Here is a 23320-nt window from a genome sequence, read left to right on the forward strand (position 1 = left end):
GACGACGGGCCGGTGCGGCGCTCGTAGTGTCATGCGCAGGTCGAACGACGACCTGTCAGCGCGAGGCCGCCGCGGCGAGGAACGCGGTGGCCGACGACACCGAAATGGGGGATGCACCATGAACTTCCGTGCCATTGCCGCCCGTGCGGCGTTCACCACCACGGCGGTCGCCGCCGCGACGATGCTGTTCGGCACCCAGGCCGCCGTCGCCGCCACGAACGACAGCTTCGCGGTGGGCACGACGAGCGGCGGATGCGGCGTGGTCAACTTCGTCGACTACGGTGCGGGCGCCCCGGGCGGCGGCAACAACGACGACTACCTCGTCATCCACGACTACTGCGGGGACGGCAAGGGCGTCAGGGCGTACGCCTGGATCGGCAGCACGTACCTCGGGGCCAAGAACAACACCAACGGGCTGGCCGGCTCCGCCGTCGTCTGGGACCCCTTCGGCAACGTCACCGGTGGTCAGAAGGTGGGCATCAAGGTGTGCCTCTTCGACAGCAACAACACGCTCAGCCGGTGCGCCGAGGCGTCGCGGGTGAGCGCGGACGGCTGAGGCCGAACGCGTGGCGCACCACTAAGGGGGAGCGGTGCGCCACGCGGTCACCGGGCCTGTCCGGGGACGACCAGCCCGCTCTCGTACGCCATGACGACCGCTTGGGCGCGGCTGTTGAGGGAGAGCTTGCCCATGATCCGGTACAGGTGCGTCTTGACCGTGCCCTCGGTGACGTGCAACTGCTGGGCGATGGCCTCGTTGTCGATGCCCAGGCCGACCAGCCGCAGGACCTCCCTCTCCCGTGCGGTCAGCTCCGACACCGCCTCCAGCTCGACCGCCGAGGCGGGCTGCCGGGTATAAGCCTCCACCAGGCGCCGGGTCACGGCCGGGGCGAAGAGCATCTCGCCGCGGGTCACGACCTCGACCGCCTCGACGAGCCGCCGCGGCGACGTGTCCTTGAGCAGGAAGCCGCTGGCGCCGGCGCGTAACGCCGCGTACACGTACTCGTCCACGTCGAAGGTCGTCAGCACGATCACATGGGGCGGGTCCGGCGCCTTCTCCAGGATCTCCTCGGTGGCGGTGATACCGCTCATGCCCGGCAGCCGGATGTCCATCAGGACCACGTCCCACCGCTCGCGGCACGCCGCCTCGACGGCCGCCTCGCCGTCGGAGACCTCCCGCACGTCGGTGATGTCCGGTGCCGTCCGGAGCAGGGAGGCCAGGCCGGCTCTGACGAGCTCCTGGTCGTCCACCACCAGTACGCGTGTCATGGTCCTTGCCCCTCCGACTCCTCCGGGCGCGCACGACGGGACGCGTGCAGCGGGAGGACCACTTCGACCTCGAACCCGCCTCCGTCGTGGGGTGCTGCGGACAGGTGTCCACCGCAGATCCTGGCCCGTTCACGCATGCCGATCAAGCCGAGTCCCGAGCCGGGGACGGTTTCAGGTCGCTCGCCCGTGCGGGCGCGGCCGTCCGGGCCGCCGTCGTCCCGGACCATGAGGACGACCTCGTCCGGGGTGTAGTCGAGGGTGAGGGCCACCCGTGCGCCGGGGGCGTGCTTGATGACGTTGGTGAGCGCCTCCTGGGCGACCCGGTAGACGCACACGTCGACCATGGGCGGCAGGGGGACCGGCTCACCCGCTGCCGTGAACCGTATGTCCAGGCCGGCCGCGGTGGCACCGCCGACCAGCTCGGGCAGCCGGTCGAGGCGGGGCGCCGCCTCGTACGGGGCCTCCTGCCCGTCGTCGTCGGACTGGACGCGCAGAACGGTGAGCAGGCGCCGCAACTCGTCGAGCGCGCCGCGCCCGGTCTCCGCGACGGCCCGCAGGGCGCTGCGGGCCGCCGGGACGTCCGAGGTGAGCACCGTCTCCGCGAGTCCGGCCTGAATGGTGATCACCGACATGTGGTGGGCCACCACATCGTGCAGTTCCCTCGCGATCGCCATGCGTTCCAGCGTGACGGCGTTGCGGGCGCGCGCCTCCTGCCCGGCCACCAGGTCCGCGGTGACGTCGCGGAGCCTGGCGTTGGCCTGTACGAGGAGGTAGCGGGTGTGGCCGAAGGTGATGGCCACCACGGGGATGAGGACGGCCTGGGCGGCCACCAGCGCGGGATGCAGCCGACCGGCGAGGCCGCTCAGCGCCATGACCGCGGCCACGGGGACGCTCCCGGCCCAGGCGACGGGCAGCGGACGGCATCCGGCCAGGCTGAGCAGGCCGACGACCGGCGTCCAGACGTTCACGGACGGCTGGTAGCCGCAGCCGAGATAGACGGCGTACGCGCCCGCCGACGCCAGCACCGTCGAAACCGGCAGCCGTCGTCGGAACGCCAGGGGCAGCGCGGTCAGGCAGACCAGGACGCAGCCGAGTCCGTCGAACGCGTGCCAGCCGGGCGGCCGGTAGTAGGCACCCGCGAGGCAGCCGACCGCCGCGAAACCGAGGGCGACGACGGCGTCGGCCGGCGACGGCCGTAAGCGAGACAGGGTCATCGCGGGATGCTACGGCCGGCCGGGAGATCGGGCACCGGCCCACCGTCCCGTTTTCTGCACGCCAAGTCTCAAATAGCGGACAATCCGGCCCGGCTCTTGGTATCGAGTTAACACAGGGGTAACACTGGGAGGGTCGGCCGACCTGTCGTATACGACCGGGGCGGCCGTTGTCCTGCGCGCGGCAACGGCGCCGAGCGCCCATCACCGGCTATCTGTACCGGTGTCAGCCGCGCCAGAAAGGGACCTCGTGACCTCACGACCCGACCCCAAGACCTCGCTCGACCTGCTGCGCGCCGAGATAGAGCGCCGTAACCCGGCGGAGCCCGAGTTCCACCAGGCCGCGCGCGAGGTGCTGGAGACCCTCGCCCCGGTGCTCGAAGCGCGCCCCGAGTACGCCGAGCCGGGGCTCGTCGCGCGGCTGGTCGAGCCGGAGCGGCAGATCATGTTCCGGGTGCCGTGGCAGGACGACCAGGGCCGGGTCCACGTCAACCGGGGCTTCCGGATCGAATACAACAGCGCCCTCGGCCCCTACAAGGGCGGCCTGCGCTTCCACCCCTCCGTGAACCTCGGGATCATCAAGTTCCTGGGCTTCGAGCAGATCTTCAAGAACGCCCTGACCGGGCTCGGCATCGGCGGCGGCAAGGGCGGCAGCGACTTCGACCCGCAGGGCCGCAGCGACGCCGAGGTCATGCGCTTCTGCCAGTCCTTCATGACCGAGCTGTACCGGCACATCGGCGAGTACACCGACATCCCGGCCGGTGACATCGGCGTCGGCGCCCGCGAGATCGGCTACCTCTTCGGCCAGTACCGGCGGATCACCAACCGCTGGGAGGGCGGCGTGCTCACCGGCAAGAGCGCCGGCTGGGGCGGCTCGCTGATCCGCCCGGAGGCGACCGGATACGGCAACGTGCTGTTCGCGGAGGCCATGCTGCGGGCCCGCGGCGAGGACCTGGAGGGGCAGACCGCGGTCGTCTCCGGCTCCGGCAACGTCGCGATCTACACCATCCAGAAGCTGACCGCCCTCGGCGCCAACCCCGTGACCTGCTCCGACTCCAGCGGCTACGTCGTCGACGAGAAGGGCATCGACCTGGAGCTGCTGCGCCAGATCAAGGAGGTCGAGCGCGGCCGGGTGAACGACTACGCGGAGCGCCGGGGCGCCTCCGCGCGGTTCGTGCCCGGCGGGCGGGTCTGGGAGGTCCCGGCCGACGTCGCCCTGCCGTCGGCGACCCAGAACGAACTGAACGCCGTCGACGCCGACGCCCTCATCCGCAACGGCGTGAAGGCGGTCTCCGAGGGCGCCAACATGCCGACCACCCCGGAGGCCGTGCAGCTCTTCCAGCGGGCCGGCGTCGCCTTCGGCCCCGGCAAGGCCGCCAACGCGGGCGGGGTCGCGGTCAGCGCGCTGGAGATGACGCAGAACGCGTCGCGCACGTCGTGGAAGGCCGACCAGGTCGAGAACGAGCTGGCCCGCATCATGACCGACATCCACACCACCTGCGCGGAGACCGCCGAGCGCTACGGCGCCCCCGGCGACTACGTGACCGGCGCGAACATCGCCGGCTTCGAGCGGGTGGCGGACGCGATGCTCGCGCAGGGCGTCATCTGACGCATGCGTCGAGGCATCACGGTGTGGGGATGCCGGCCGGGCGGGCCGGGCGTCCGAAGCGGGCGGGGACGCCCGGTGAGTACAGCACGCTCACCGGCTCCCCGGCCGGCCTCGGCAGCCCGGCCGCGGTGACCAGGTCCTCCTCGCACTCCAGCAGCTCGGCCCGGTGCAGGGGCCAGCGCGGATGGGCGTTGGGCAGGTACACCGACCGCCCGAAGAAGGCGCCGTGCATGCCCCAGCGGGCGGTCAGGAAGTGTTCGAGACCGGTCGGCTCCGCGATCAGCTCGCCCCTGCGCACGGTGATGCGGCCGCCGGCGCCCCGCGGTCCGGGCCAGCGCCGGGAAGCGGTGTACGTCACCGTGCCGCCGTCGAGGTGCTCCACGCGCATCCGGGACCACAGGTACGGCATCCGGAACCCGAGGCGGCCGACCGCCACCGGGATCAGCCGGGAGGCGTCCAGGGAGAGGAAGACGACCCCGCGCCGCCCGTGCGCGTCCACCGAGTACAGGCGGACGTTGGTCTCCGGGAAGTTCCCGAGATAGGGGACACCCGGCAGCCGCAGCCATCCCACCCTGTGCATCCGGAACGCGACGAGACCGACGTACGTGACCCCGTCCAGGGTGTCCGGCACGGTGCCCGGCGGCAGCAGCGGGGCCACGTCGGCCGGGTCCACCGCCCAGTGGACGAACGTCAGGTCCAGCCACGACTGGGTGAGCAGCGGACGCGCGATCGCCTCCGGCGGGTCGGGCGTGATCGGCTGTGGGCGCGGTGTCGGCGGCACCGCGCCAGTATCGCGGAGGGCGCCGGCGGCCGTACGGCGGTACGAGTGAACGTGGTGGGCACCACGATGTGCCCCACATGGCCCTGGTGGCCGGCAAGGCCCCCCGGGAAAGCTCGATGTCATGCAGAAGCTCTCCCTCGACGCCCTCGCCCGCGAACACCTGGAACGCGCCGCCGCCTCCTCCAACGGCCGCAGCGCCACCACCGTCCACGGAGGCCATGAGCACACCCTGCGCCAGACCCTCCTCGCGCTGACCGCCGGCACGTCCCTCGCCGAGCACGACAGTCCCGGCGAGGCCACCCTGCTGGTCCTGCGCGGACGCGTCCGCCTCACCAGCGGTGACACCGACTGGGAGGGCCGCACCGGGGATCTCCTCGTCATCCCTCCCGCCCGCCACGGCCTGGAGGCACTGGAGGACGCGGCGGTGCTCCTCACGGTCGCCAAACAGGGCTGAGCGCTCCGCCGGTCGTTCGGCGTCTGCGGCGCCGTCGTGGCTGGTCGCGCCCACGCGGCGGAGCCGCATATGGATACAGCCCCGCGCCCCTGAGGGCGATCCGGCCGGTGGGCCCGTGCGGGTGCGTGGAGGTTGGCCGCGCCCGCGCGGCGGAGCCGCATACAGACACAGCCCCGCGCACCTGGAGGGGCTCAGGTCCCCGCTCGCCGGACCCTCCGGTCCCGGCTTCTGCGCCGTTCCCAGACCGGCAGGTCGTCCGTGGCGGTGGCGGGGCGCGTCACCAGGTACCCGGCGACGGCCGCGGCCACCCCGGCCGCCGCCAGCGGCAAGTAGCCCGTGAGGTGGCTCGCCGTGCCCGTCAGGGCGGGCAGCGCGCAGGCGGCCACGGCGGTGTACAGGACGACCAGCAGCAGACGGACGGCCGGTGACGTCCCGCACAGGCCGGTCCAGTCGCGGACCGTGACGGACGGGTCCGTCGACTGCTCCGACGCCACCCCGCGTTCCCGCAGGCGGGCGAGGTCCGGCGGGTAGGCGGTACAGCGGAAGAGCCGGCCGTCGGGGGCGACGAAGACGCAAGGAACGAACTTGCTCTCGCGCACCAGACGCCAGCGGTTCGCCCACATCAGCCAGCCCCCGGAAGCCCCGAACTCCGCGGCCAGGGCGGGCATGTCGGCGTCCGGCACGTACAGCCGGAGTTTCCCGCGCTCACCGGAGGCATTCAGGGAGCGGCGGATCACCACCTGGGTGGTGCCGGCGCGGGCGCCGACGGTCGTGTGCTCGTCCCGGACCGCGGTGAGGGTGTCCACCCGGAACGCCTTCACCCGGCCCGCCGCCGCGTCCTCGGCCAGCACCCGGTGGGGCCCGAAGCGTCCGCTGCGCCCGCCGAGGTGCGCCAGGCTCGCCGCGACCGCGAGGGCGGTCAGGAACCAGGGGCCGGCGGCGAACGGGGGCCGCCAGGTCTGGACGTACGCCGTGATGTCGGTGCTGTCGTCCACCCAGCCGCCCAGCTCGGGACGGCCCGGGACGTGCAGCACCTCGACCTCGTTCCAGCCGGAGGGGGTGTTGGCGACGATGCCGCGGTCCACGGGCAGCCGGGTGCCGTCGGGCAGCTCGGCGGTGAAGGACGCGTACCAGTAGCTGCCGAATTTCTGTCCGGAGACGCCCACGTTCGACTCCTCCTGCGACGTCACGTCCGTGATCCTGCCGGTGGAGACGGTCGCGCCCGCGTCCTGGAGCGCGGCGAGGGTGCGTGACTGGCGGCCGTCCGGCTGCCAGGCCAGCAGCAGCGCCGACACCAGCGCGTACCCCGCGAGGGCGACCGCCAGGCCGCGGGACAGGGAGACCAGCGGCGGGCGCGGCAGCCTGGCGGGCAGGCGGGCGGTGTCGTCCGCGGGCCGGGCCTCCGGGGGCGCCGGGACGAACCGCGGGGCCCGCCAGGTCGCCGCCACCCAGCCCAGCCCGCACAGCAGTGCCGCGCCCAGCGCGGCGAGGACGTCCCAGCGGGGAGCCGGAGCGCCGTAACGCGACAACGGCAGGAAAGCCGCGACAGCGGCGCACACCAGCGCCGCCCCACCCCATGCACGCGTCCCCGTCGTGGATCTTCGCATGAAGGTATACAACCGTACGAGAGTTCGTGAATGCAGTCGTTTCAGGAGGGTCACTACGTCCGGCGGCACGGACGCCGGTTGCCTGGCCCCACCGAGCGGTCGGTGTCGGCGGGGCCGCGGGGGACCGACTGCCGCCGCCGAAGAGCCGCCCTGGTGCAAGCGCTTCTTCACGGGGAGGGACGAGACGGGCGGAGCGACCGCAATGTCACACTTCGTGATGCCGCGATACTGTGTGCGATGACGATCACACCTCCGGCACCGGTGTGGTAGCGCGGGAGAGTGACCGGAACGGGGAGGACGGTTCGTGGTGACGGGCACCGCTGGAACGGAGCAGACGGTCGGGACGAGGCTGAACCAGCTCCCGGCGGAGCGGGGCGGAGGAGCGCCGACGGGCGGCCGGAAGGACCTGGCCTCGTCGCCCGCCCAGAAGAAGGCCGCCGCGAGGGCGATCGAGGAGCACATCGAACCCGACACGGCGAAAGCCGGACGAGGACACCGGCACAGCGCGGTCAAGGCGTTCCGGGCGGAGGCCGGGGACGGCTGGGCCACATCGACGGCGCTGAAGAAGGCCCACGAGGCCTGGGGCGGGCAGGTGGAGAACCCGAAGGACCGGCTCGACGCGGAGAAGGGCGCGCTGCGCAGCGCCAACACCGTGCTGCGGGGCACGGATCTCGCGATGGGCGCCGAAGCCGGGCGGACCTCCCCGCTCGACCGCTACTGACCGCAGACGACGAGCCCTGCCGAGACACCCCGGGGGACCGAGATGCCGACCTACCACGAGATCATGACCACGGACCTCGGCGCACTCACCACGGCCGCCGAACAATGGGACGGGATGGCAGGTGAGTTCGCCGAGCAGGAGAAGGCCTACCGCCGGGACGTGCACGGCATCTCCATGGGCACCGGCTGGGCGGGACTGAGCGCCGATGCGGCCAACAGGCGTTTCGACATCACCCTCCAGCAGTTCCAGTACGCGCAGACGGAGGCCAAGGCGGTGGCCGCGCTGCTGCGTGACGCGCACACACAGTTCGTCGAACTGCGCGGCCGACTGAAGTCGGCCCGGCAGGACGCCGTCGATGCGGGCATGAAAGTGTCCGAGAGCGGACGTGTGAGCTTCGACATCGAGCGATTACCGGAGGAGTCACGCAGGGCGGTGCGCCAGGATCCGGGATACCTGGAGGCCGTCCAGTCGTGGCAGGAGCGCATCGACAAGGCGGTGCGGGACGTCACGGACGCGGACACCGGCGTCCGGATCGCCCTGCAGGCCGTTGTGACCGACTCCGGTGTCACCGTCGGCGGCAAGGGCTTCAACGGTGAGGCGAAGGGCGACATCGAGAAGTACGAGGGTGAGGCGGCCGAGAAGGCGCTGGAGCGGCTTCGCAAGGGCGAGCGCCTGTCCGACAAGGAACTCGCCGAACTCGAGCGGACGTTCCGCGACAACGGTGACGACCCCGAGTTCTCCCGCACGCTCCTGGCCGGCCTGGGCGCCGAGGGCACCATCAGACTGACGAACGAGCTGAACGACCTCATCCACGTGTGGGGTGACGGCCGCGTGGACCACTACACAAAGATCGAGACAGGCCTGGCCCATGCCCTCGCCTCGGCGACCCGGGACACCGGATCGCCGTGGTACGAGGGCTGGCGTGAGGACATGCGGGAGGCCGGCGTGGCGCGCTACGGCACCGACGCCCAGGGCGCCCGCCTCGACAAGGCGGTCGGCTACCAGTCACTGGTCACCCTCATGCAGAAGGGCGACGGGTACGCACCGGACATGCTCGGGGACCTGACCGACGACATGATCGCGGCCGAGAAGAAGGACCCGGGCATCTGGCGCCTGAAGCACGAGTACAACGGAGAGCGGGGCGGCTGGTTCGCCAACGACCCGGTGGACGGCATGCTCGGCCTCATGAGCCGGAACCCCGCGGCGGCGGCGGACTATCTCAGCTCCGAGGAACACATGAAGTACCTCATGAAGGAGCGGGACTGGGAGGTCACCCTGCACGAGCGGGAGGGGATGAAGGTGACCACGTACACACGCGGCGTGGACGGTGACAGCCGCGTGGGCTTCGGCGCCGCCCTGCAGGCCGCGGCGACCGGTATCGACCCGTCGGACGAGAACGCCCGCTACGTCGAGCACACCGAGCAGAACGAGGCGGTCCTCAAGTCGGCCTTGACGACTCTGGCGGGCCAGGGCGACGACTTCCCGCCGTCCCTGCGGGAGCCCATGGCCAACATTCTCGTCAACCATGGGGACACCGTGCACACGGCGATGAGCGAGGTCGCCGTCGCAAGGTCCCCCCTGGACCAGACCGACCTCTTCGAGGTCACCAAGCAGATCTCCAAGGACCAGGACGCCTACGGCACGCTGAACGGCGGGCTGAACCAGGCGATGGTCACGGACTTCCATGCCGACACCCGGCCCGACTCGACGGAGTCCCTCGTGCGTGCCGGGCGGACAGTGGGTTTCCTGGAGGAGGCACGCACCCAGGCGCAAGGCGATCCCGAGGTTGCGGAATTCGCGGCCAAGCCACTCATCGACGAAGCGATCAGTTATATCCCTGTGGTCAGTGACAAGGCGCAGCAAGGATTCGATTACGTCACGGGCATGTGGCTGGAGGACGAGCAGAAGAGGATCGACAATCAGAGAGTCGAGAGCAACATCGAGGTTGCCGAATCGAGAAACAGGCAACTCATGGCGCTTGTGGACGAATGGAAGGAAGCGCGCGAAGGCGAATTCGATGGCGCCTATGATGCGCAGAACACCATCGACACGGCGGCTGGCCGGGGTGAAGCAAAGGGCAGGGATGTGTCCGGGGTGGAGCCGAAGTGAGAATGAGCAGCCCGACGAGACGGACCGCAGCCCTCGGCCTGATCCTCACCTGCCTCGTAGTGTCCTGCGGGCGAGGCGACAAGCCCCAGCCTCCTGAGGAGATCTGTGGTACGCCGGTCGATTGGGAACTCGCCGAACCGCTTGTCGAGTCTGCGGAAGATCTTCATGAGTACAGCCGGGTGGACCGTTCGAAAGCGATCTCCGCCCCGTGTACGCTTTTCTCTGGAGATGACCGAGAGATGGAGTTCAACTTCTACTGGACCTCGGACGCGCCCGGGTTGGCTCAACGGTCAGAATTCGATCCAGTGCTCGAAGACGTCTCACAGTTCCGCAAAGCGGACATCGGCGACGAGGCGATCATCGGCAGAAATGGCGCCATCGTGAGTGCCTCATGCATCACTGATCGCGGGCGATATTTCACGCTCAAGTTGCACTTGCCGCAGGCGAGCATCCTGGAAGAAGCCAACCGTGCAAAAATGGAGAAGTTCATGCGCGCCTACTTCCCCGCCACCGTGAAGACGCTGGACTGCCGCTGAGTCGGCCGGTCCCGCCGGCCGGCGGGCGCACGGGCAAGGGCGACCCGCTGCCCACCGACCCGGCCGCGCGGACGTACGGCATCGAGTTCGTCCCCGTCCCCGGGGACGAACTCGACCGGACCGTTCGCGCGGTGCTCGTGCAGACTTTCCTCCCGGTGCCCGGCCAGGAGGGCGAGGTCGCCCTGGTGGCCTGCGGCAGCCAGGTTCCGGACCTCGCGGACTCCGTCTTCGACGTCTTCGACGTCTTCGACGCGAGCACGTCGACGTTCTGCTCCGTGGACCGGGGGCCGCCGGGCGTACGCACGAGGGAAAGGGGAGCGCGCATGGACGCGGAGGACACGGCCGGACGACTGCGGGCCATCGGCGACGAGCTGTCGGAGCGGTTCTACGAACGCGCCGACGTCGTACGGACGTTGCTGGTGACCCTGCTGGCCGGACAGCACTCGCTGCTGCTCGGACCGCCCGGAACGGCGAAGTCCGAGATGGCGCGGGAGCTCACGGGCCGGATCGAGGGCGCGGCCTACTGGGAGATCCTGCTGTCGAAGTTCACCGCGCCGACGCGGATGTTCGGCCCCATCGACGTCGCCGCGCTCGCCCGGGGCGAGTACCGCCAGGTCTACGAGGGCCGCGCCACCACCGCCCACGTCGCGTTCATCGACGAGATCTTCAAATGCTCCACGGCGGCCCTGAACGAGACCCTGGGCTACCTCAACGAGCGGATCTACCACCCCGAGAACGGCGGCGAACCGATCCGCTGCCCCCTCATCGGGGCCATCACCGCCAGCAACGAACTCCCCAGCGGGGAGGACTCGGCCGCGATCTACGACCGGCTGCTGGTGCGGATCGAGGTCGGCTACCTGGAGGACCCCTCGAACTTCGCCGCGCTCGTCCGCTCCGCCGTCCACCGCCCGGCCGCCCCGGCCCGGACGACCGTCGAGCTGACCGCGCTGCGGCACGCCGTGGCCGAGGCCGTCCCGGCCGTGGACGTCCCCGACGCGATCGTCGACGCGGTGTGCACGCTGCGGGCCGCCCTGCGCCGCAAGGAACTCGTCGCCTCCGACCGCCGCTGGCGGCAGGCGGTGGGCCTGCTCCAGGCCTCCGCGTACCTGGACGGCCGTACGACGGTCGCCGAGACCGACCTGCCGGTGCTGACCCATGTGCTGTGGGACTCCCCGGCCCAGCGCCCGACCGTCGAACGCGAGGTGCTGCACCTGGTCAACCCCGACGCCAAGGAGGCGCTCGACCTGGCCGACACCATCGAGGAGCTGGAGGCCCAGCTCGACGCCATGGCCGGACAGTCCCGCGAGGCGCTGAGCGAGTGGGTCATCAAGAAGGCGCACCACCAGCTCGCCACGGCGGGCAGACGGCTGGAGAAGCTGAGGGCCGAGGCGGTGGGCGCCGGCCGTTCGACCACCGCCATCGACCGGGTCGCCGGCCGCCAGCGCGCCGTCCGCGCCCGTGTCCTCACCGAGGCCCTCGGCGTGGACGCGAGCACGGTGCAGGCGCAGCTCTGAGCGGCGCCATGGACGAGCTCACGACCGGGGCCGGGGCACGGCTCGCCCGGACCTCCGCCGTCCCCGGCCCCGGACGGCACACCGCCGCCGTGGTCGCGGACCGGTTCGACCGCATCACCTGGCACGACACCCACGAGCAGTCGGCCGCCCTGCGCGAGCTGGCGGCGGAGCTGGGCGACCGCCACGGCCACCACACCGCCGACCTCCTCACCGACGTGTTCCTGGCCGCGTACAAGGCCGGCCCGCGGCTGCGCGAACCGGCCGCGATGGACCCCTCCCGGCTGGTCAACCACCAGATCATGACCGCGCTGATGGAGTCACCGGAGTTCACCGGGCTGCGCCGGGAGACGGCCGGCGATCCCTACGCCGCCGCCATGGCCGTACTCGCCCAGGCCGGCGCGCTGCGCGGGCTGCTGGAGCGCGCCCGGGACGCACAGGAGCGGGGCGAGCGGGCGAAGCGGGCCCAGCGGGCCGCCGCCGCGGCGGCGACCGCCGTGGACGAGACGCTCCAGCAGGCCGCGGAGGAGGCCGACGAGGCCGGCACCGCGCAGGCCGCCGACGCCGTACGCCGGGCGATCGAGACCGCCGAGGCGGCCGAGGCGGCCGAGGCCGCGGCACGGCAGGCCGCCCTGGCCGCCGCGACGGCCGTCCCCGGAATCCGCGCCACCGCACGCGGCGCCGTGGCGAAGGCCGCGGAGACCGTCCGGGGGGAGGCCGCGCTGATGCGGGCGTGGGGAGTCGGATCCGGCGAACTGGAGCGGATGCCGTTCGCCGAGCGCGCCCGCCTCGCGGAGCGGCTGCGCACCGGCCGCCTCGCCCGGTGGGCCGACCTGATCGGCCGGTTCCGGCAGATGGCCGACGGCGAGCGCGCCCGCAAGGTGGAGAACGCCACCGGGGAACTGGTCGGCGTCACCCTCGGCGACGACCTCTCCCGCGTCATCCCCTCCGAACTGGCCCACCTCGGCCTGCCCGAACTGCGCGCGGTGTTCGCCGCCCGCTACGCCGCCGGGGAACTGATGCTCTACGACAGCCAGGGCGAGCAGACCACCGGCCGGGGCGCGATCATCGCCTGCGTGGACACCTCGCACTCCATGTACGAGGAGGGACCCGGCGGAATCACCCGGGAGGCCTGGTCCAAGGCGTGCGCCCTGGCCCTGCTCGACCAGGCCCGCGCCGCGGGACGCGACTTCGTCGGCATCCTGTTCTCCGCCCCCGGCAGGCTCCAGGTCTTCCGCTTCCCGGCGGACGAACCGGCCCCCGTCGAGCGGACCGTCGACTTCGCCGAGACCTTCCTCGGCGGCGGCACCAGCTACCAGACCCCGCTGTCGGCGGCGGGCGAGCTGCTGGAGGCGGAATTCGACGACACCGCCCGCATGCGCGGCGACATCGTGATGATCACCGACGACGACTGCGGCGTCACCGAGCAGTGGACGCGCGCCTGGAACGACACCAGGCACCGGCTGGGCTTCCGGGTCTTCGGCCTGGTCATCGGCGCCCCGCGCGCCGCCGCGGCCGACTCGGTCCTTCAGGCTCTGTGCGACAACCTCCGCCTCATCGAGGACCTCACCGACGTCCACACCACCGCCGACCTCTTCCGCGTGATCTGAACGCGTCCAGGAGCTGACAGCGATCGTCTTCCCGGGCTGCCGAGCGGCCTGCCCGGCCAGATCGACGAGACGGACGCCGCGCATGTGGCGGGATCATGATCCTGGACCGGCACGAGTACATCACCGGCAAGGACGGGAAGACCGCCGGTTTCGAGCGCGTCGCCGGCACGATGCCGGACCGGGGCGTCATCTGACGCACGGGTGAACGCGCCGCCAACTCCGCATGGGACGTAGTCGGCAAGTCGTCGAAAGCACTACCGCCGACGTGCGTGTTGTTCTTGTCTGGGCGGATGGTGCGTGCGGCGGACAGTGGGACATCGATACCCGAGCGGGACGCGGGACGAGCGGTGGGACTGCTGAAGCGGCCGCTCCCGCCGCTCGCCGCGACCCTGCCGGCCGAGACCGCCCCGCGGCCGGCGACGCGCGTGCGGCCGGGCGGCCGCCTGTACGTCATCGACGGCATCCGCCTGCTCGCCGCGCTGATGGTGGCCGTGCACCACTACGCCGGCACCTGGCGGGCCGACCGGCCCGGCAACCTGATCTGGGACCGGCCGGTCTCCGACCTCATGCCGACGGTCTTCCGGTTCGCCTCCTACGGCTGGATCGGCGTCGAGATCTTCTTCGTGATCAGCGGTTTCGTGATCTGCATGTCGTGCTGGGGCCGCACCCCGCGTCAGTTCTTCGTCTCCCGCGTGATCCGCCTCTATCCGGCGTACTGGTTCGCGGTCCTGTTCACCACGGCCGTCCTGGTCGCCGTACCGGGAGTGTGGGAACGCCTGCGCCTGCGCGAGATCCTCCTCAACCTCACCATGCTCCAGTCCGGCTCGGCCGTACCGAACGTCGACGGCGTCTACTGGACCCTCTGGTCGGAGCTGCGCTTCTACCTGCTCTTCCTGGTCGTGGTCGCCATGGGCCTGACGTACCGCAGGGTCGTGGTCTTCTGCTGTGTGTGGGGCGCGGCGGCGATGCTCGCGCCCGTCGCCGACCTCCCCCTGCTGGAACTGGTCGCCAACCCGGAAGGCGCCTGGTACTTCATCGCGGGACTCGCCCTCTATCTCATGCACCGCTTCGGCCAGGACCTCCTCCTGTGGGGCATCCTCGCCATGGCATGGCTGATGGGGCAGCTGGAGCTGGGCAACCGCATCGAGGAGGTGGAACGCGTCTCCAGCTGGCGTGGCAGCGTGGCGATCTTCACCGTCTTCCTGCTCTTCATGGTGGCTGTCGCCCTCGGTCACACCGACCGCATCCGCTGGAAGTGGCTGGTCACGGCGGGTGCCATGACCTACCCCCTCTACCTGATCCACTACGCGGCAGGCACGACACTGATCAACTGCTTCCACGACACGATGGACGCCCGGTTGCTGGTGGCCGTGGTGATCGCCGGCTTCCTGGTACTGAGCTACCTGATCCACCGCCTCGTGGAACGCCCCGTGTCCCGGCTGCTGAAGCGGGGACTGGACACGTCGTTCGCACGCATGCGGAACGCGGGGAACGGGTGACCCGACCTGCGAGGTGCCGCCCCCCTCGGTGGCCGAACGGGCGGACGGCGGTGCAGGAATCCCGCTTCGCTCTCCCGGGGCGGGACGACGACGCCGGGACGGGGCACCACGACAACCCGCACCGCCACCACGACCCGGAAACGGGCCGGCACCTCAGTCCGGATCCCCCCGGGCCTGACCGCGGCCCCGGACGCCCACGTCCACATCGCAGGCACGGCAGACGAGAAGGACCGAGCCGGGTGGGTGGTCGACCGTTGGGCGACCTGCTCGAACAGGTCGATCAGACGCGAGCGGCTCATCTGGCGCTGGACTTCGCACGACACGTGCCGGACATCGAGCGGGACGAGATCGCGGAGCCTGTGCCGGCCGCGTGCCTGGAGTACGTCGAGGCTGCCCATGAGGCGATCGATCTCGGAGAATCCCCCCGGCTGCCCGAAGCGAAGGAGCGGCTCCCGGAGCTCGCCGCACGGTGGGACACCGACAGGCACGTCCTCGCCAGGGGAGCAGGTCTGACCCTCGACGCCGCGCGGGTCGGCACCGAGCGGATGCTCGGCGGGGCGGCGGGGCGCGGCCCCGGCACTCCGGTCCCTTGCCTGTACGTCGCCCGCCGTGCCCGTCGGGAGGAGGCCCGCCGGCAGGTGCGGCACGTCATCGCGACCGAACCCGGCGCGCAAGGCGACGCGAGGTGACCACGGTGTCCGAAGGGGACTGGGAGACCGGCGAGGGGTTGCTGGGCATCGACGACCCCGCGGACTGGGATGCCGCGTTCTCGCGCGGCGAGAACCATCTCGGCACCGCGGCGATCGGGTTGGCCTTCAACTGTTCGCTGGAGGAGGCGTCACCCCGGATCGTCCGGGCGACGCGGTTGCCGGACGCCGCTCAGCGGAGGTACGCGTTCACGGCGGTGGGCACCGCGGCCAGGCTCAACGGCGCGTTGACGCCGGAGCTGTACGCCGTGCTGCGGGCGGAGGGCCCCGGCCGCAGGAGCATCGCCGGGGACGCCATCGACGACACGCTGACCTTCGTACCGTTCCGGGAGCTGCCGCCGTGGCTCAGACGATGGAAGGCCGTGTCGAAGGTGCTGGACAAACTGGAGACCTGGCGGCTGGAGTCCGCCCACGTGGCCGGTGACGCCTGGGAGGCCCTGCGCCGACGGCGCTGACGGGAGGGCCCGGCCGGTACGCGGCTGACGACCGGAACGGCCTCGCTCCACGGTCCGGCTCCCGGACGAGGGACGATCCCTTGTTTGATCCTGGCCTCCTCCGGGGTAATCTCTTCCGCCCGATTGGCCAGCCCCGGTCCCCGTATGGCAGACTGTCGGAGTTGCTCGGTCGAGTGTTGATGCTGCGCGCCTCCCGCCGGGAGGACCGGAAGCGAGTCCCACAGTACTCGTCGTCCCTGATCAGGGGCGGACGTACGGGAATCTTCCGGGAAGCGGAGCGCGGCACCGGCCAGGCGCCCGGTGGGCCTTTCGCCCCCGGTCCACGGTTCTGGTAGGGCTGTGTCAATCCCGCGGGGATGTTCGAACAAGGGACATCCATGTCAGCGAGAGTGCGACACGCCCGACCGCGTGGGTCGGAGGACGAGACCTGGAACATCGGGTTCCGGAGCGTAAAGAGAGACAGGACTACGAAGTAGCCATGGCGGGACAGAAGATCCGCATCCGGCTCAAGGCCTACGACCACGAGGTCATCGACTCCTCGGCGAAGAAGATCGTCGAGACGGTGACCCGCACTGGTGCGTCGGTCGCGGGCCCGGTGCCGCTGCCCACTGAGAAGAACGTGTACTGCGTCATCAAGTCGCCGCACAAGTACAAGGACTCGCGCGAGCACTTCGAGATGCGCACGCACAAGCGCCTGATCGACATCCTCGACCCGACCCCCAAGACCGTTGACTCTCTGATGCGACTCGACCTCCCGGCCGGTGTCGACATCGAGATCAAGCTCTGAAGGCCGGTGATCTGAGAATGGCTAAGCAGATCAAGGGCATCCTGGGCGAGAAGCTCGGCATGACGCAGGTGTGGGACGAGAACAACCGTGTTGTTCCGGTCACCGTCGTCAAGGCCGGCCCCAACGTCGTCACCCAGGTCCGCACGAACGACGTCGACGGCTACGAGTCGGTCCAGATCGCCTTCGGCGAGATCGACCCGCGCAAGGTGAACAAGCCCCTCAAGGGCCACTTCGCCAAGGCCGACGTCACCCCCCGTCGTCACCTCGTCGAGATCCGCACCGCGGACGCCTCCGAGTACACGCTGGGCCAGGAAGTCACCGCTGAGGTCTTCGAGTCGGGCGTGAAGGTCGACGTCACCGGCAAGAGCAAGGGCAAGGGCTTCGCCGGTGTCATGAAGCGTCACAACTTCAAGGGCCTCGGCGCCGGACACGGCACCCAGCGCAAGCACCGCTCGCCCGGTTCCATCGGTGGCTGCGCCACCCCGGGTCGCGTGTTCAAGGGCCTGCGCATGGCGGGTCGCATGGGCAACGAGCGGGTCACCACCCAGAACCTGACCGTCCACGCCGTTGACGCGGAGAAGGGTCTGCTGCTCATCAAGGGCGCGGTTCCCGGTCCGAACGGCGGCCTCGTCCTGGTCCGCACCGCGGCCAAGGGGGCCTGAGGTAACCGATGAGCACTGTTGACATCCTTTCGCCGGCGGGCGACAAGGCCGGTACCGTCGAGCTCCCCGCGGAGATCTTCGACGTCGAGAAGGTCAGCATCCCGCTGATCCACCAGGTCGTCGTCGCGCAGCTGGCCGCTGCCCGCCAGGGCACCCACAAGACCAAGACCCGTGGCGAGGTCCGTGGTGGCGGCAAGAAGCCGTACCGCCAGAAGGGCACCGGCCGCGCCCGTCAGGGCTCGACCCGCGCGCCGCAGTTCGCCGGTGGTGGCGTCGTGCACGGTCCCGTGCCGCGCGACTACTCCCAGCGCACCCCCAAGAAGATGAAGGCTGCCGCCCTGCGTCACGCCCTCACCGACCGGGCGCGCCACAACCGCATTCACGTCGTCTCCGGCGTGATCGAGGGCGAGACCCCCTCCACGAAGGCCGCCAAGTCGCTGTTCGGCAAGATCTCGGAGCGCAAGAACCTGCTCCTGGTCGTCGACCGCGCCGACGAGGCCGCGTGGCTGTCCGCCCGCAACCTGCCCCAGGTCCACATCCTGGAGCCGGGCCAGCTGAACACGTACGACGTTCTCGTCTCGGACGACGTGGTCTTCACCAAGGCCGCTTTCGAGTCCTTCGTCGCCGGCCCGAACAAGGCCAACGACAACGAAGGGAGCGAGGTCTGATGGCTGCCCGTCACCCCTCCATCGCCTCCAAGGCGGCCAAGAAGGCCAAGGCCGCGCGCGTCGCCAAGGCGCGCCGCCACGAGGCCGAAGGCAAGAACACCGTCGTCACCCCGGCGAGCAAGGCGTACACGGACCCCCGTGACGTCCTGCTGAAGCCGGTCGTGTCGGAGAAGAGCTACGCGCTCATCGACGAGAACAAGTACACGTTCATCGTCGACCCCAGCGCGAACAAGACCCAGATCAAGCAGGCCGTCCAGGCGGTCTTCGAGGTCAAGGTCACCGGGGTCAACACGATCAACCGCGTCGGCAAGCGCAAGCGCACCCGCACCGGCTTCGGCCAGCGCGCGGCGACCAAGCGCGCGATCGTGACCCTCGCCGAGGGCGACCGTATCGACATCTTCGGCGGTCCGACCGCGTAAGCGGTCAGGATCGTTCGATATCGGACGAGGACTGAGAAATGGGTATCCGCAAGTACAAGCCGACGACTCCGGGCCGTCGTGGCTCCAGCGTCGCCGACTTCGTCGAGGTCACGCGGTCCACGCCGGAGAAGTCGCTGGTCCGTCCCCTGCACAGCAAGGGCGGCCGTAACAATTCCGGTCGTGTGACCGTCCGCCACCAGGGCGGTGGCCACAAGCGCGCCTACCGAGTGATCGACTTCCGTCGTCACGACAAGGACGGCGTGCCGGCGAAGGTCGCGCACATCGAGTACGACCCCAACCGCACCGCGCGCATCGCGCTGCTGCACTACGCCGACGGCGAGAAGCGCTACATCCTCGCCCCGCGCAACCTGCAGCAGGGCGACCGCGTCGAGAACGGTCCCGGGGCCGACATCAAGCCGGGCAACAACCTGGCCCTCCGCAACATCCCGGTCGGTACCACGATCCACGCGATCGAGCTCCGTCCCGGTGGCGGTGCCAAGTTCGCCCGCTCCGCCGGTGCCTCCGTGCAGCTGCTCGCGAAGGAGGGCTCGATGGCCCACCTGCGCATGCCGTCCGGAGAGATCCGCCTGGTCGACCAGCGCTGCCGCGCCACGGTCGGCGAGGTCGGCAACGCCGAGCAGTCGAACATCAACTGGGGCAAGGCCGGCCGCAAGCGGTGGCTGGGCGTCCGCCCGACCGTCCGTGGTGTCGTCATGAACCCGGTCGACCACCCGCACGGTGGTGGTGAGGGCCGTACCTCCGGTGGCCGCCACCCCGTGTCCCCGTGGGGCAAGAAGGAAGGCCGTACTCGTTCGCCCAAGAAGGCGTCGAACAAGTACATCGTCCGCCGCCGCAAGACGAACAAGAAGCGCTAAGGACGGGTTGAGATGCCTCGTAGCTTGAAGAAGGGACCCTTCGTCGACGACCACCTGATCAAGAAGGTGGACGCCCAGAACGAAGCCGGTACCAAGAACGTCATCAAGACCTGGTCCCGCCGCTCGATGATCGTCCCGGCGATGCTCGGCCACACGATCGCGGTGCACAACGGCAAGACCCACATCCCGGTGTTTGTCACCGAGTCCATGGTCGGCCACAAGCTCGGCGAGTTCTCGCCGACGCGCACCTTCCGGGGTCACGTCAAGGACGACCGGAAGTCGAAGCGCCGCTAGTCAGCGGGGTGGATTGACCATGACAAACACTGAAGGGACAACCATGGAAGCCAGGGCCCAGGCGCGGTACATCCGCGTCACGCCCATGAAGGCCCGCCGCGTGGTGGACCTCATCCGTGGCATGGACGCCACGGAGGCTCAGGCGGTCCTGCGTTTCGCCCCGCAGGCCGCGAGCGTGCCGGTCGGCAAGGTGCTGGACAGCGCCATCGCCAACGCCGCGCACAACTACGACCACACCGACGCCGACAGCCTCTACATCTCCGAGGCGTACGTCGACGAGGGCCCGACCCTGAAGCGGTTCCGTCCGCGCGCCCAGGGCCGTGCCTACCGGATCCGCAAGCGGACCAGCCACATCACCGTGGTCGTCAGCAGCAAGGAAGGAACCCGGTAATGGGCCAGAAGGTAAACCCGCACGGGTTCCGGCTCGGTGTCACGACCGACTTCAAGTCGCGTTGGTACGCCGACAAGCTGTACAAGGACTACGTCAAGGAAGACGTCGCCATCCGTCGGATGATGACGTCCGGCATGGAGCGCGCCGGCATCTCGAAGGTGGAGATCGAGCGCACCCGTGACCGCGTGCGTGTGGACATCCACACCGCCCGTCCCGGCATCGTCATCGGCCGCCGCGGCGCCGAGGCCGACCGCATCCGCGGTGACCTGGAGAAGCTGACCGGCAAGCAGGTCCAGCTGAACATCCTCGAGGTCAAGAGCCCCGAGACGGACGCTCAGCTGGTGGCCCAGGCCGTCGCCGAGCAGCTCTCCTCCCGCGTCTCCTTCCGTCGCGCCATGCGCAAGAGCATGCAGGGCACGATGAAGGCCGGCGCCAAGGGCATCAAGATCCAGTGCGGTGGCCGCCTCGGTGGCGCCGAGATGTCCCGCTCGGAGTTCTACCGCGAGGGCCGTGTGCCCCTGCACACGCTCCGCGCGAACGTGGACTACGGCTTCTTCGAGGCCAAGACGACCTTCGGCCGCATCGGTGTGAAGGTCTGGATCTACAAGGGCGACGTCAAGAACATCGCCGAGGTCCGCGCCGAGAACGCCGCTGCCCGTGCGGGTAACCGCCCGGCCCGCGGTGGCGCCGACCGCCCGGCCCGTGGTGGCCGCGGTGGCGAGCGTGGCGGTCGCGGCCGCAAGCCGCAGCAGGCTCCCGCTGCCGAGGCCCCCAAGGCCGAGGCTCCGGCTGCCGCTCCGGCTGAGAGCACCGGAACGGAGGCCTGACCGACATGCTGATCCCCCGTAGGGTCAAGCACCGCAAGCAGCACCACCCGAAGCGCCGTGGTATGGCCAAGGGCGGTACGACGGTTGCGTTCGGCGAGTACGGCATCCAGGCCCTCACGCCGGCGTACGTGACCAACCGCCAGATCGAGGCGGCCCGTATCGCGATGACCCGCCACATCAAGCGTGGTGGCAAGGTCTGGATCAACATCTACCCGGACCGCCCGCTCACGAAGAAGCCGGCCGAGACCCGCATGGGTTCCGGTAAGGGTTCTCCGGAGTGGTGGATCGCGAACGTGCACCCGGGCCGGGTCATGTTCGAGCTGTCCTACCCCAACGAGAAGATCGCCCGTGAGGCGCTGACCCGTGCGGCCCACAAGCTGCCGATGAAGTGCCGGATCGTCAAGCGCGAGGCAGGTGAAGCGTGATGTCGGCCGGTACCAAGGCGTCCGAGCTGCGCGAGCTGGGCAACGAGGAGCTTCTGGCGAAGCTCCGCGAGGCCAAGGAAGAGCTGTTCAACCTCCGCTTCCAGGCGGCGACCGGGCAGCTCGAGAACCATGGCCGTCTGAAGGCGGTCCGCAAGGACATCGCGCGGATCTACACCCTGATGCGCGAGCGTGAGCTGGGCATCGAAACGGTGGAGAACGCCTGATGAGCGAGAACAACGTGACTGAGACGAACTCCGAGGTCCGCGGCGACCGCAAGACCCGCGAGGGCATCGTCGTCAGCGACAAGATGGACAAGACCGTCGTCGTCGCTGTCGAGGACCGCAAGAAGCACGCGCTGTACGGCAAGGTCATCCGCAGCACGAGCAAGCTCAAGGCCCACGACGAGCAGAACGCCGCCGGCGTCGGTGACCGCGTCCTCCTGATGGAGACCCGGCCGCTGTCCGCCACGAAGCACTGGCGCATCGTCGAGATCCTCGAGAAGGCCAAGTAGGTAGTTCCCGCGAGGGAATTCCCAAAAGTACGTTCCTGCGGGGCATCCCTCGCAGGACAGTTCCGCCAGGCTCCGGGGGCCGTTCAGCCGAACGGCCCCCGGGGAACCGGCAGACAAACAGGAGATAGACGTGATCCAGCAGGAGTCGCGACTGCGTGTCGCCGACAACACGGGTGCGAAGGAAGTCCTCTGCATCCGTGTGCTCGGTGGCTCCGGTCGCCGCTACGCGGGCATCGGTGACGTCATCGTCGCCACCGTCAAGGACGCGATCCCCGGTGGCAACGTGAAGAAGGGTGACGTCGTCAAGGCGGTCATCGTTCGCACCGTCAAGGAGCGCCGCCGTCCGGACGGCTCGTACATCCGCTTCGACGAGAACGCCGCCGTCATTCTGAAGAACGACGGCGACCCTCGCGGCACCCGTATCTTCGGCCCCGTCGGCCGTGAGCTGCGCGAGAAGAAGTTCATGAAGATCATCTCCCTCGCGCCGGAGGTGCTGTGAGCATGAAGATCAAGAAGGGCGACCTGGTCCAGGTCATCACCGGCAAGGACAAGGGCAAGCAGGGCAAGGTCATCGCGGCCTTCCCCCGCGAGGACCGTGTCCTGGTCGAGGGTGTCAACCGGGTCAAGAAGCACACCAAGGCCGGCCCGACCGCCGGTGGCTCGCAGGCCGGCGGCATCGTGACCACCGAGGCCCCGGTCCACGTCTCCAACGTCCAGCTGGTCGTGGAGAAGGACGGCAAGAAGGTCGTCACGCGCGTCGGTTACCGCTTCGACGACGAAGGCAACAAGATCCGCGTTGCCAAGCGGACGGGTGAGGACATCTGATGACGACCACCACCACTCCGCGTCTGAAGACGAAGTACCGCGAGGAGATCGCGGGCAAGCTGCGCGAGCAGTTCTCCTACGAGAACGTCATGCAGGTTCCCGGCCTCGTCAAGATCGTGGTCAACATGGGTGTGGGCGACGCCGCCCGCGACTCCAAGCTGATCGAGGGCGCCATCCGCGACCTCACCACGATCACCGGTCAGAAGCCGGCCGTCACCAAGGCCCGCAAGTCCATCGCGCAGTTCAAGCTGCGTGAGGGCCAGCCGATCGGTGCCCACGTCACGCTCCGTGGCGACCGCATGTGGGAGTTCCTGGACCGCACCCTGTCGCTCGCGCTGCCGCGCATCCGCGACTTCCGCGGCCTGTCCCCCAAGCAGTTCGACGGCCGTGGCAACTACACCTTCGGTCTCACGGAGCAGGTCATGTTCCACGAGATCGACCAGGACAAGATCGACCGCACCCGGGGTATGGACATCACCGTGGTGACCACGGCGACCAACGACGAAGAGGGCCGCGCCCTTCTCCGTCACCTCGGCTTCCCCTTCAAGGAGGCGTGAGCG

29 protein-coding genes and 1 pseudogene are annotated in these 23320 nt (G+C 70.0%); 26 read left to right on the forward strand and 4 right to left on the reverse strand.

The window, feature by feature from the left end:
• Positions 1-118: 118 nt before the first annotated feature.
• Positions 119-556: a hypothetical protein gene (locus tag ACZ62B_RS11055; protein WP_344558016.1), complete on the forward strand. Its 438-nt coding sequence runs from the start codon at positions 119-121 to the stop codon at positions 554-556.
• A gap of 47 nt (positions 557-603) precedes the next feature.
• Here ACZ62B_RS11055 and ACZ62B_RS11060 read toward each other — a convergent pair whose 3' ends face one another.
• Both ACZ62B_RS11060 and ACZ62B_RS11065 read right to left on the reverse strand, forming a co-directional pair.
• Entirely contained in the window at positions 604-1266 is a 663-nt protein-coding gene (locus ACZ62B_RS11060; protein WP_344558015.1) for a response regulator transcription factor, read from the reverse strand.
• Positions 1263-2480 (reverse strand): sensor histidine kinase, encoded by a 1218-nt coding sequence (locus ACZ62B_RS11065; protein WP_344558013.1) that lies wholly within the window; start codon positions 2478-2480, stop codon positions 1263-1265. The genes ACZ62B_RS11060 and ACZ62B_RS11065 overlap by 4 nt, the downstream gene beginning before the upstream one ends.
• A gap of 247 nt (positions 2481-2727) precedes the next feature.
• On the opposite strand from ACZ62B_RS11065, the gene gdhA reads away from it, so the two are divergent.
• On the forward strand, positions 2728-4086 hold the full coding sequence (gdhA, locus tag ACZ62B_RS11070; RefSeq protein ID WP_344558011.1) for an NADP-specific glutamate dehydrogenase: 1359 nt from the start codon (positions 2728-2730) through the stop codon (positions 4084-4086).
• A 16-nt stretch (positions 4087-4102) separates the two neighbouring features.
• On the opposite strand, the gene ACZ62B_RS11075 is transcribed toward gdhA, so the two are convergent.
• On the reverse strand, positions 4103-4867 hold the full coding sequence (locus ACZ62B_RS11075) for a YqjF family protein (protein WP_344558009.1): 765 nt from the start codon (positions 4865-4867) through the stop codon (positions 4103-4105).
• Positions 4868-4988: 121 nt separating this feature from the next.
• On the opposite strand from ACZ62B_RS11075, the gene ACZ62B_RS11080 reads away from it, so the two are divergent.
• Positions 4989-5321, forward strand: a complete 333-nt coding sequence (locus tag ACZ62B_RS11080; protein ID WP_344558007.1) for a cupin domain-containing protein — start codon at positions 4989-4991, stop codon at positions 5319-5321.
• A 191-nt stretch (positions 5322-5512) separates the two neighbouring features.
• Here ACZ62B_RS11080 and ACZ62B_RS11085 read toward each other — a convergent pair whose 3' ends face one another.
• Positions 5513-6928 (reverse strand): hypothetical protein, encoded by a 1416-nt coding sequence (locus tag ACZ62B_RS11085; RefSeq protein WP_469689949.1) that lies wholly within the window; start codon positions 6926-6928, stop codon positions 5513-5515.
• Between the two features lie 307 nt (positions 6929-7235).
• Here ACZ62B_RS11085 and ACZ62B_RS11090 point away from each other — a divergent pair, with 307 nt between their 5' ends.
• From ACZ62B_RS11090 to rplE, 23 genes and pseudogenes are all read left to right on the forward strand, one after another.
• Positions 7236-7649, forward strand: a complete 414-nt coding sequence (locus ACZ62B_RS11090; protein WP_344558003.1) for a hypothetical protein — start codon at positions 7236-7238, stop codon at positions 7647-7649.
• A 63-nt stretch (positions 7650-7712) separates the two neighbouring features.
• Positions 7713-9758 carry a hypothetical protein gene (locus ACZ62B_RS11095; protein ID WP_344558001.1) on the forward strand — a complete coding sequence of 682 codons (2046 nt, stop codon included), beginning with the start codon at positions 7713-7715 and terminating at the stop codon, positions 9756-9758.
• A gap of 2 nt (positions 9759-9760) precedes the next feature.
• Positions 9761-10294: a hypothetical protein gene (locus ACZ62B_RS11100; protein WP_469689951.1), complete on the forward strand. Its 534-nt coding sequence runs from the start codon at positions 9761-9763 to the stop codon at positions 10292-10294.
• Positions 10295-10314: 20 nt separating this feature from the next.
• Positions 10315-10575, forward strand: a pseudogene (locus tag ACZ62B_RS11105) (hypothetical protein); the annotation flags it as partial.
• Positions 10576-10617: 42 nt separating this feature from the next.
• A complete protein-coding gene (locus tag ACZ62B_RS11110) occupies positions 10618-11808 on the forward strand; it encodes an AAA family ATPase (RefSeq protein ID WP_344558075.1) in 1191 nt (396 codons plus the stop codon).
• 8 nt (positions 11809-11816) lie between these two features.
• Complete coding sequence (locus ACZ62B_RS11115) at positions 11817-13415, forward strand: VWA domain-containing protein (RefSeq protein WP_344557997.1); 1599 nt, start codon at positions 11817-11819, stop codon at positions 13413-13415.
• Positions 13416-13705: 290 nt separating this feature from the next.
• Complete coding sequence (locus ACZ62B_RS11120) at positions 13706-14914, forward strand: acyltransferase family protein (RefSeq protein WP_382052844.1); 1209 nt, start codon at positions 13706-13708, stop codon at positions 14912-14914.
• A gap of 239 nt (positions 14915-15153) precedes the next feature.
• Positions 15154-15603 carry a hypothetical protein gene (locus ACZ62B_RS11125; protein ID WP_469689953.1) on the forward strand — a complete coding sequence of 150 codons (450 nt, stop codon included), beginning with the start codon at positions 15154-15156 and terminating at the stop codon, positions 15601-15603.
• Positions 15600-16076 (forward strand): hypothetical protein, encoded by a 477-nt coding sequence (locus tag ACZ62B_RS11130; protein ID WP_469689956.1) that lies wholly within the window; start codon positions 15600-15602, stop codon positions 16074-16076. The genes ACZ62B_RS11125 and ACZ62B_RS11130 overlap by 4 nt, the downstream gene beginning before the upstream one ends.
• 478 nt (positions 16077-16554) lie before the next feature.
• The gene (gene rpsJ, locus ACZ62B_RS11135) at positions 16555-16863 is read left to right on the forward strand and encodes a 30S ribosomal protein S10 (protein ID WP_003948644.1); all 309 of its coding nucleotides are present in this window, start codon (positions 16555-16557) and stop codon (positions 16861-16863) included.
• Positions 16864-16880: 17 nt separating this feature from the next.
• Positions 16881-17525 carry a 50S ribosomal protein L3 gene (gene rplC / locus ACZ62B_RS11140; protein ID WP_030046373.1) on the forward strand — a complete coding sequence of 215 codons (645 nt, stop codon included), beginning with the start codon at positions 16881-16883 and terminating at the stop codon, positions 17523-17525.
• A gap of 8 nt (positions 17526-17533) precedes the next feature.
• Positions 17534-18193 (forward strand): 50S ribosomal protein L4, encoded by a 660-nt coding sequence (gene rplD / locus ACZ62B_RS11145; protein ID WP_085571014.1) that lies wholly within the window; start codon positions 17534-17536, stop codon positions 18191-18193.
• On the forward strand, positions 18193-18612 hold the full coding sequence (gene rplW / locus ACZ62B_RS11150; protein WP_344557988.1) for a 50S ribosomal protein L23: 420 nt from the start codon (positions 18193-18195) through the stop codon (positions 18610-18612). Before rplD ends, rplW begins: the two co-directional genes overlap by 1 nt.
• Before the next feature lie 38 nt (positions 18613-18650).
• On the forward strand, positions 18651-19487 hold the full coding sequence (gene rplB, locus ACZ62B_RS11155; RefSeq protein ID WP_004927281.1) for a 50S ribosomal protein L2: 837 nt from the start codon (positions 18651-18653) through the stop codon (positions 19485-19487).
• 12 nt (positions 19488-19499) lie between these two features.
• Positions 19500-19781, forward strand: a complete 282-nt coding sequence (gene rpsS / locus ACZ62B_RS11160; RefSeq protein ID WP_010036728.1) for a 30S ribosomal protein S19 — start codon at positions 19500-19502, stop codon at positions 19779-19781.
• 43 nt (positions 19782-19824) lie between these two features.
• Positions 19825-20172, forward strand: coding sequence for a 50S ribosomal protein L22 (gene rplV / locus ACZ62B_RS11165; protein WP_019329637.1), 348 nt, complete (start codon positions 19825-19827; stop codon positions 20170-20172).
• Positions 20172-20999: a 30S ribosomal protein S3 gene (gene rpsC, locus ACZ62B_RS11170; protein WP_037929573.1), complete on the forward strand. Its 828-nt coding sequence runs from the start codon at positions 20172-20174 to the stop codon at positions 20997-20999. The genes rplV and rpsC overlap by 1 nt, the downstream gene beginning before the upstream one ends.
• A gap of 5 nt (positions 21000-21004) precedes the next feature.
• Positions 21005-21424, forward strand: a complete 420-nt coding sequence (gene rplP / locus ACZ62B_RS11175; RefSeq protein ID WP_007443989.1) for a 50S ribosomal protein L16 — start codon at positions 21005-21007, stop codon at positions 21422-21424.
• Positions 21424-21648, forward strand: a complete 225-nt coding sequence (gene rpmC, locus ACZ62B_RS11180) for a 50S ribosomal protein L29 (RefSeq protein WP_007494763.1) — start codon at positions 21424-21426, stop codon at positions 21646-21648. Before rplP ends, rpmC begins: the two co-directional genes overlap by 1 nt.
• A complete protein-coding gene (gene rpsQ / locus ACZ62B_RS11185; RefSeq protein WP_344557983.1) occupies positions 21648-21935 on the forward strand; it encodes a 30S ribosomal protein S17 in 288 nt (95 codons plus the stop codon). The genes rpmC and rpsQ overlap by 1 nt, the downstream gene beginning before the upstream one ends.
• A gap of 130 nt (positions 21936-22065) precedes the next feature.
• Positions 22066-22434 carry a 50S ribosomal protein L14 gene (gene rplN / locus ACZ62B_RS11190; protein ID WP_030831680.1) on the forward strand — a complete coding sequence of 123 codons (369 nt, stop codon included), beginning with the start codon at positions 22066-22068 and terminating at the stop codon, positions 22432-22434.
• A 2-nt stretch (positions 22435-22436) separates the two neighbouring features.
• Positions 22437-22760, forward strand: a complete 324-nt coding sequence (gene rplX / locus ACZ62B_RS11195) for a 50S ribosomal protein L24 (RefSeq protein WP_217128186.1) — start codon at positions 22437-22439, stop codon at positions 22758-22760.
• Positions 22760-23317: a 50S ribosomal protein L5 gene (gene rplE / locus ACZ62B_RS11200; RefSeq protein ID WP_030860981.1), complete on the forward strand. Its 558-nt coding sequence runs from the start codon at positions 22760-22762 to the stop codon at positions 23315-23317. The genes rplX and rplE overlap by 1 nt, the downstream gene beginning before the upstream one ends.
• The last annotated feature ends 3 nt before the right edge of the window (positions 23318-23320 follow it).

The sequence above is a fragment of the Streptomyces sp. NPDC053426 genome, from assembly GCF_055585405.1.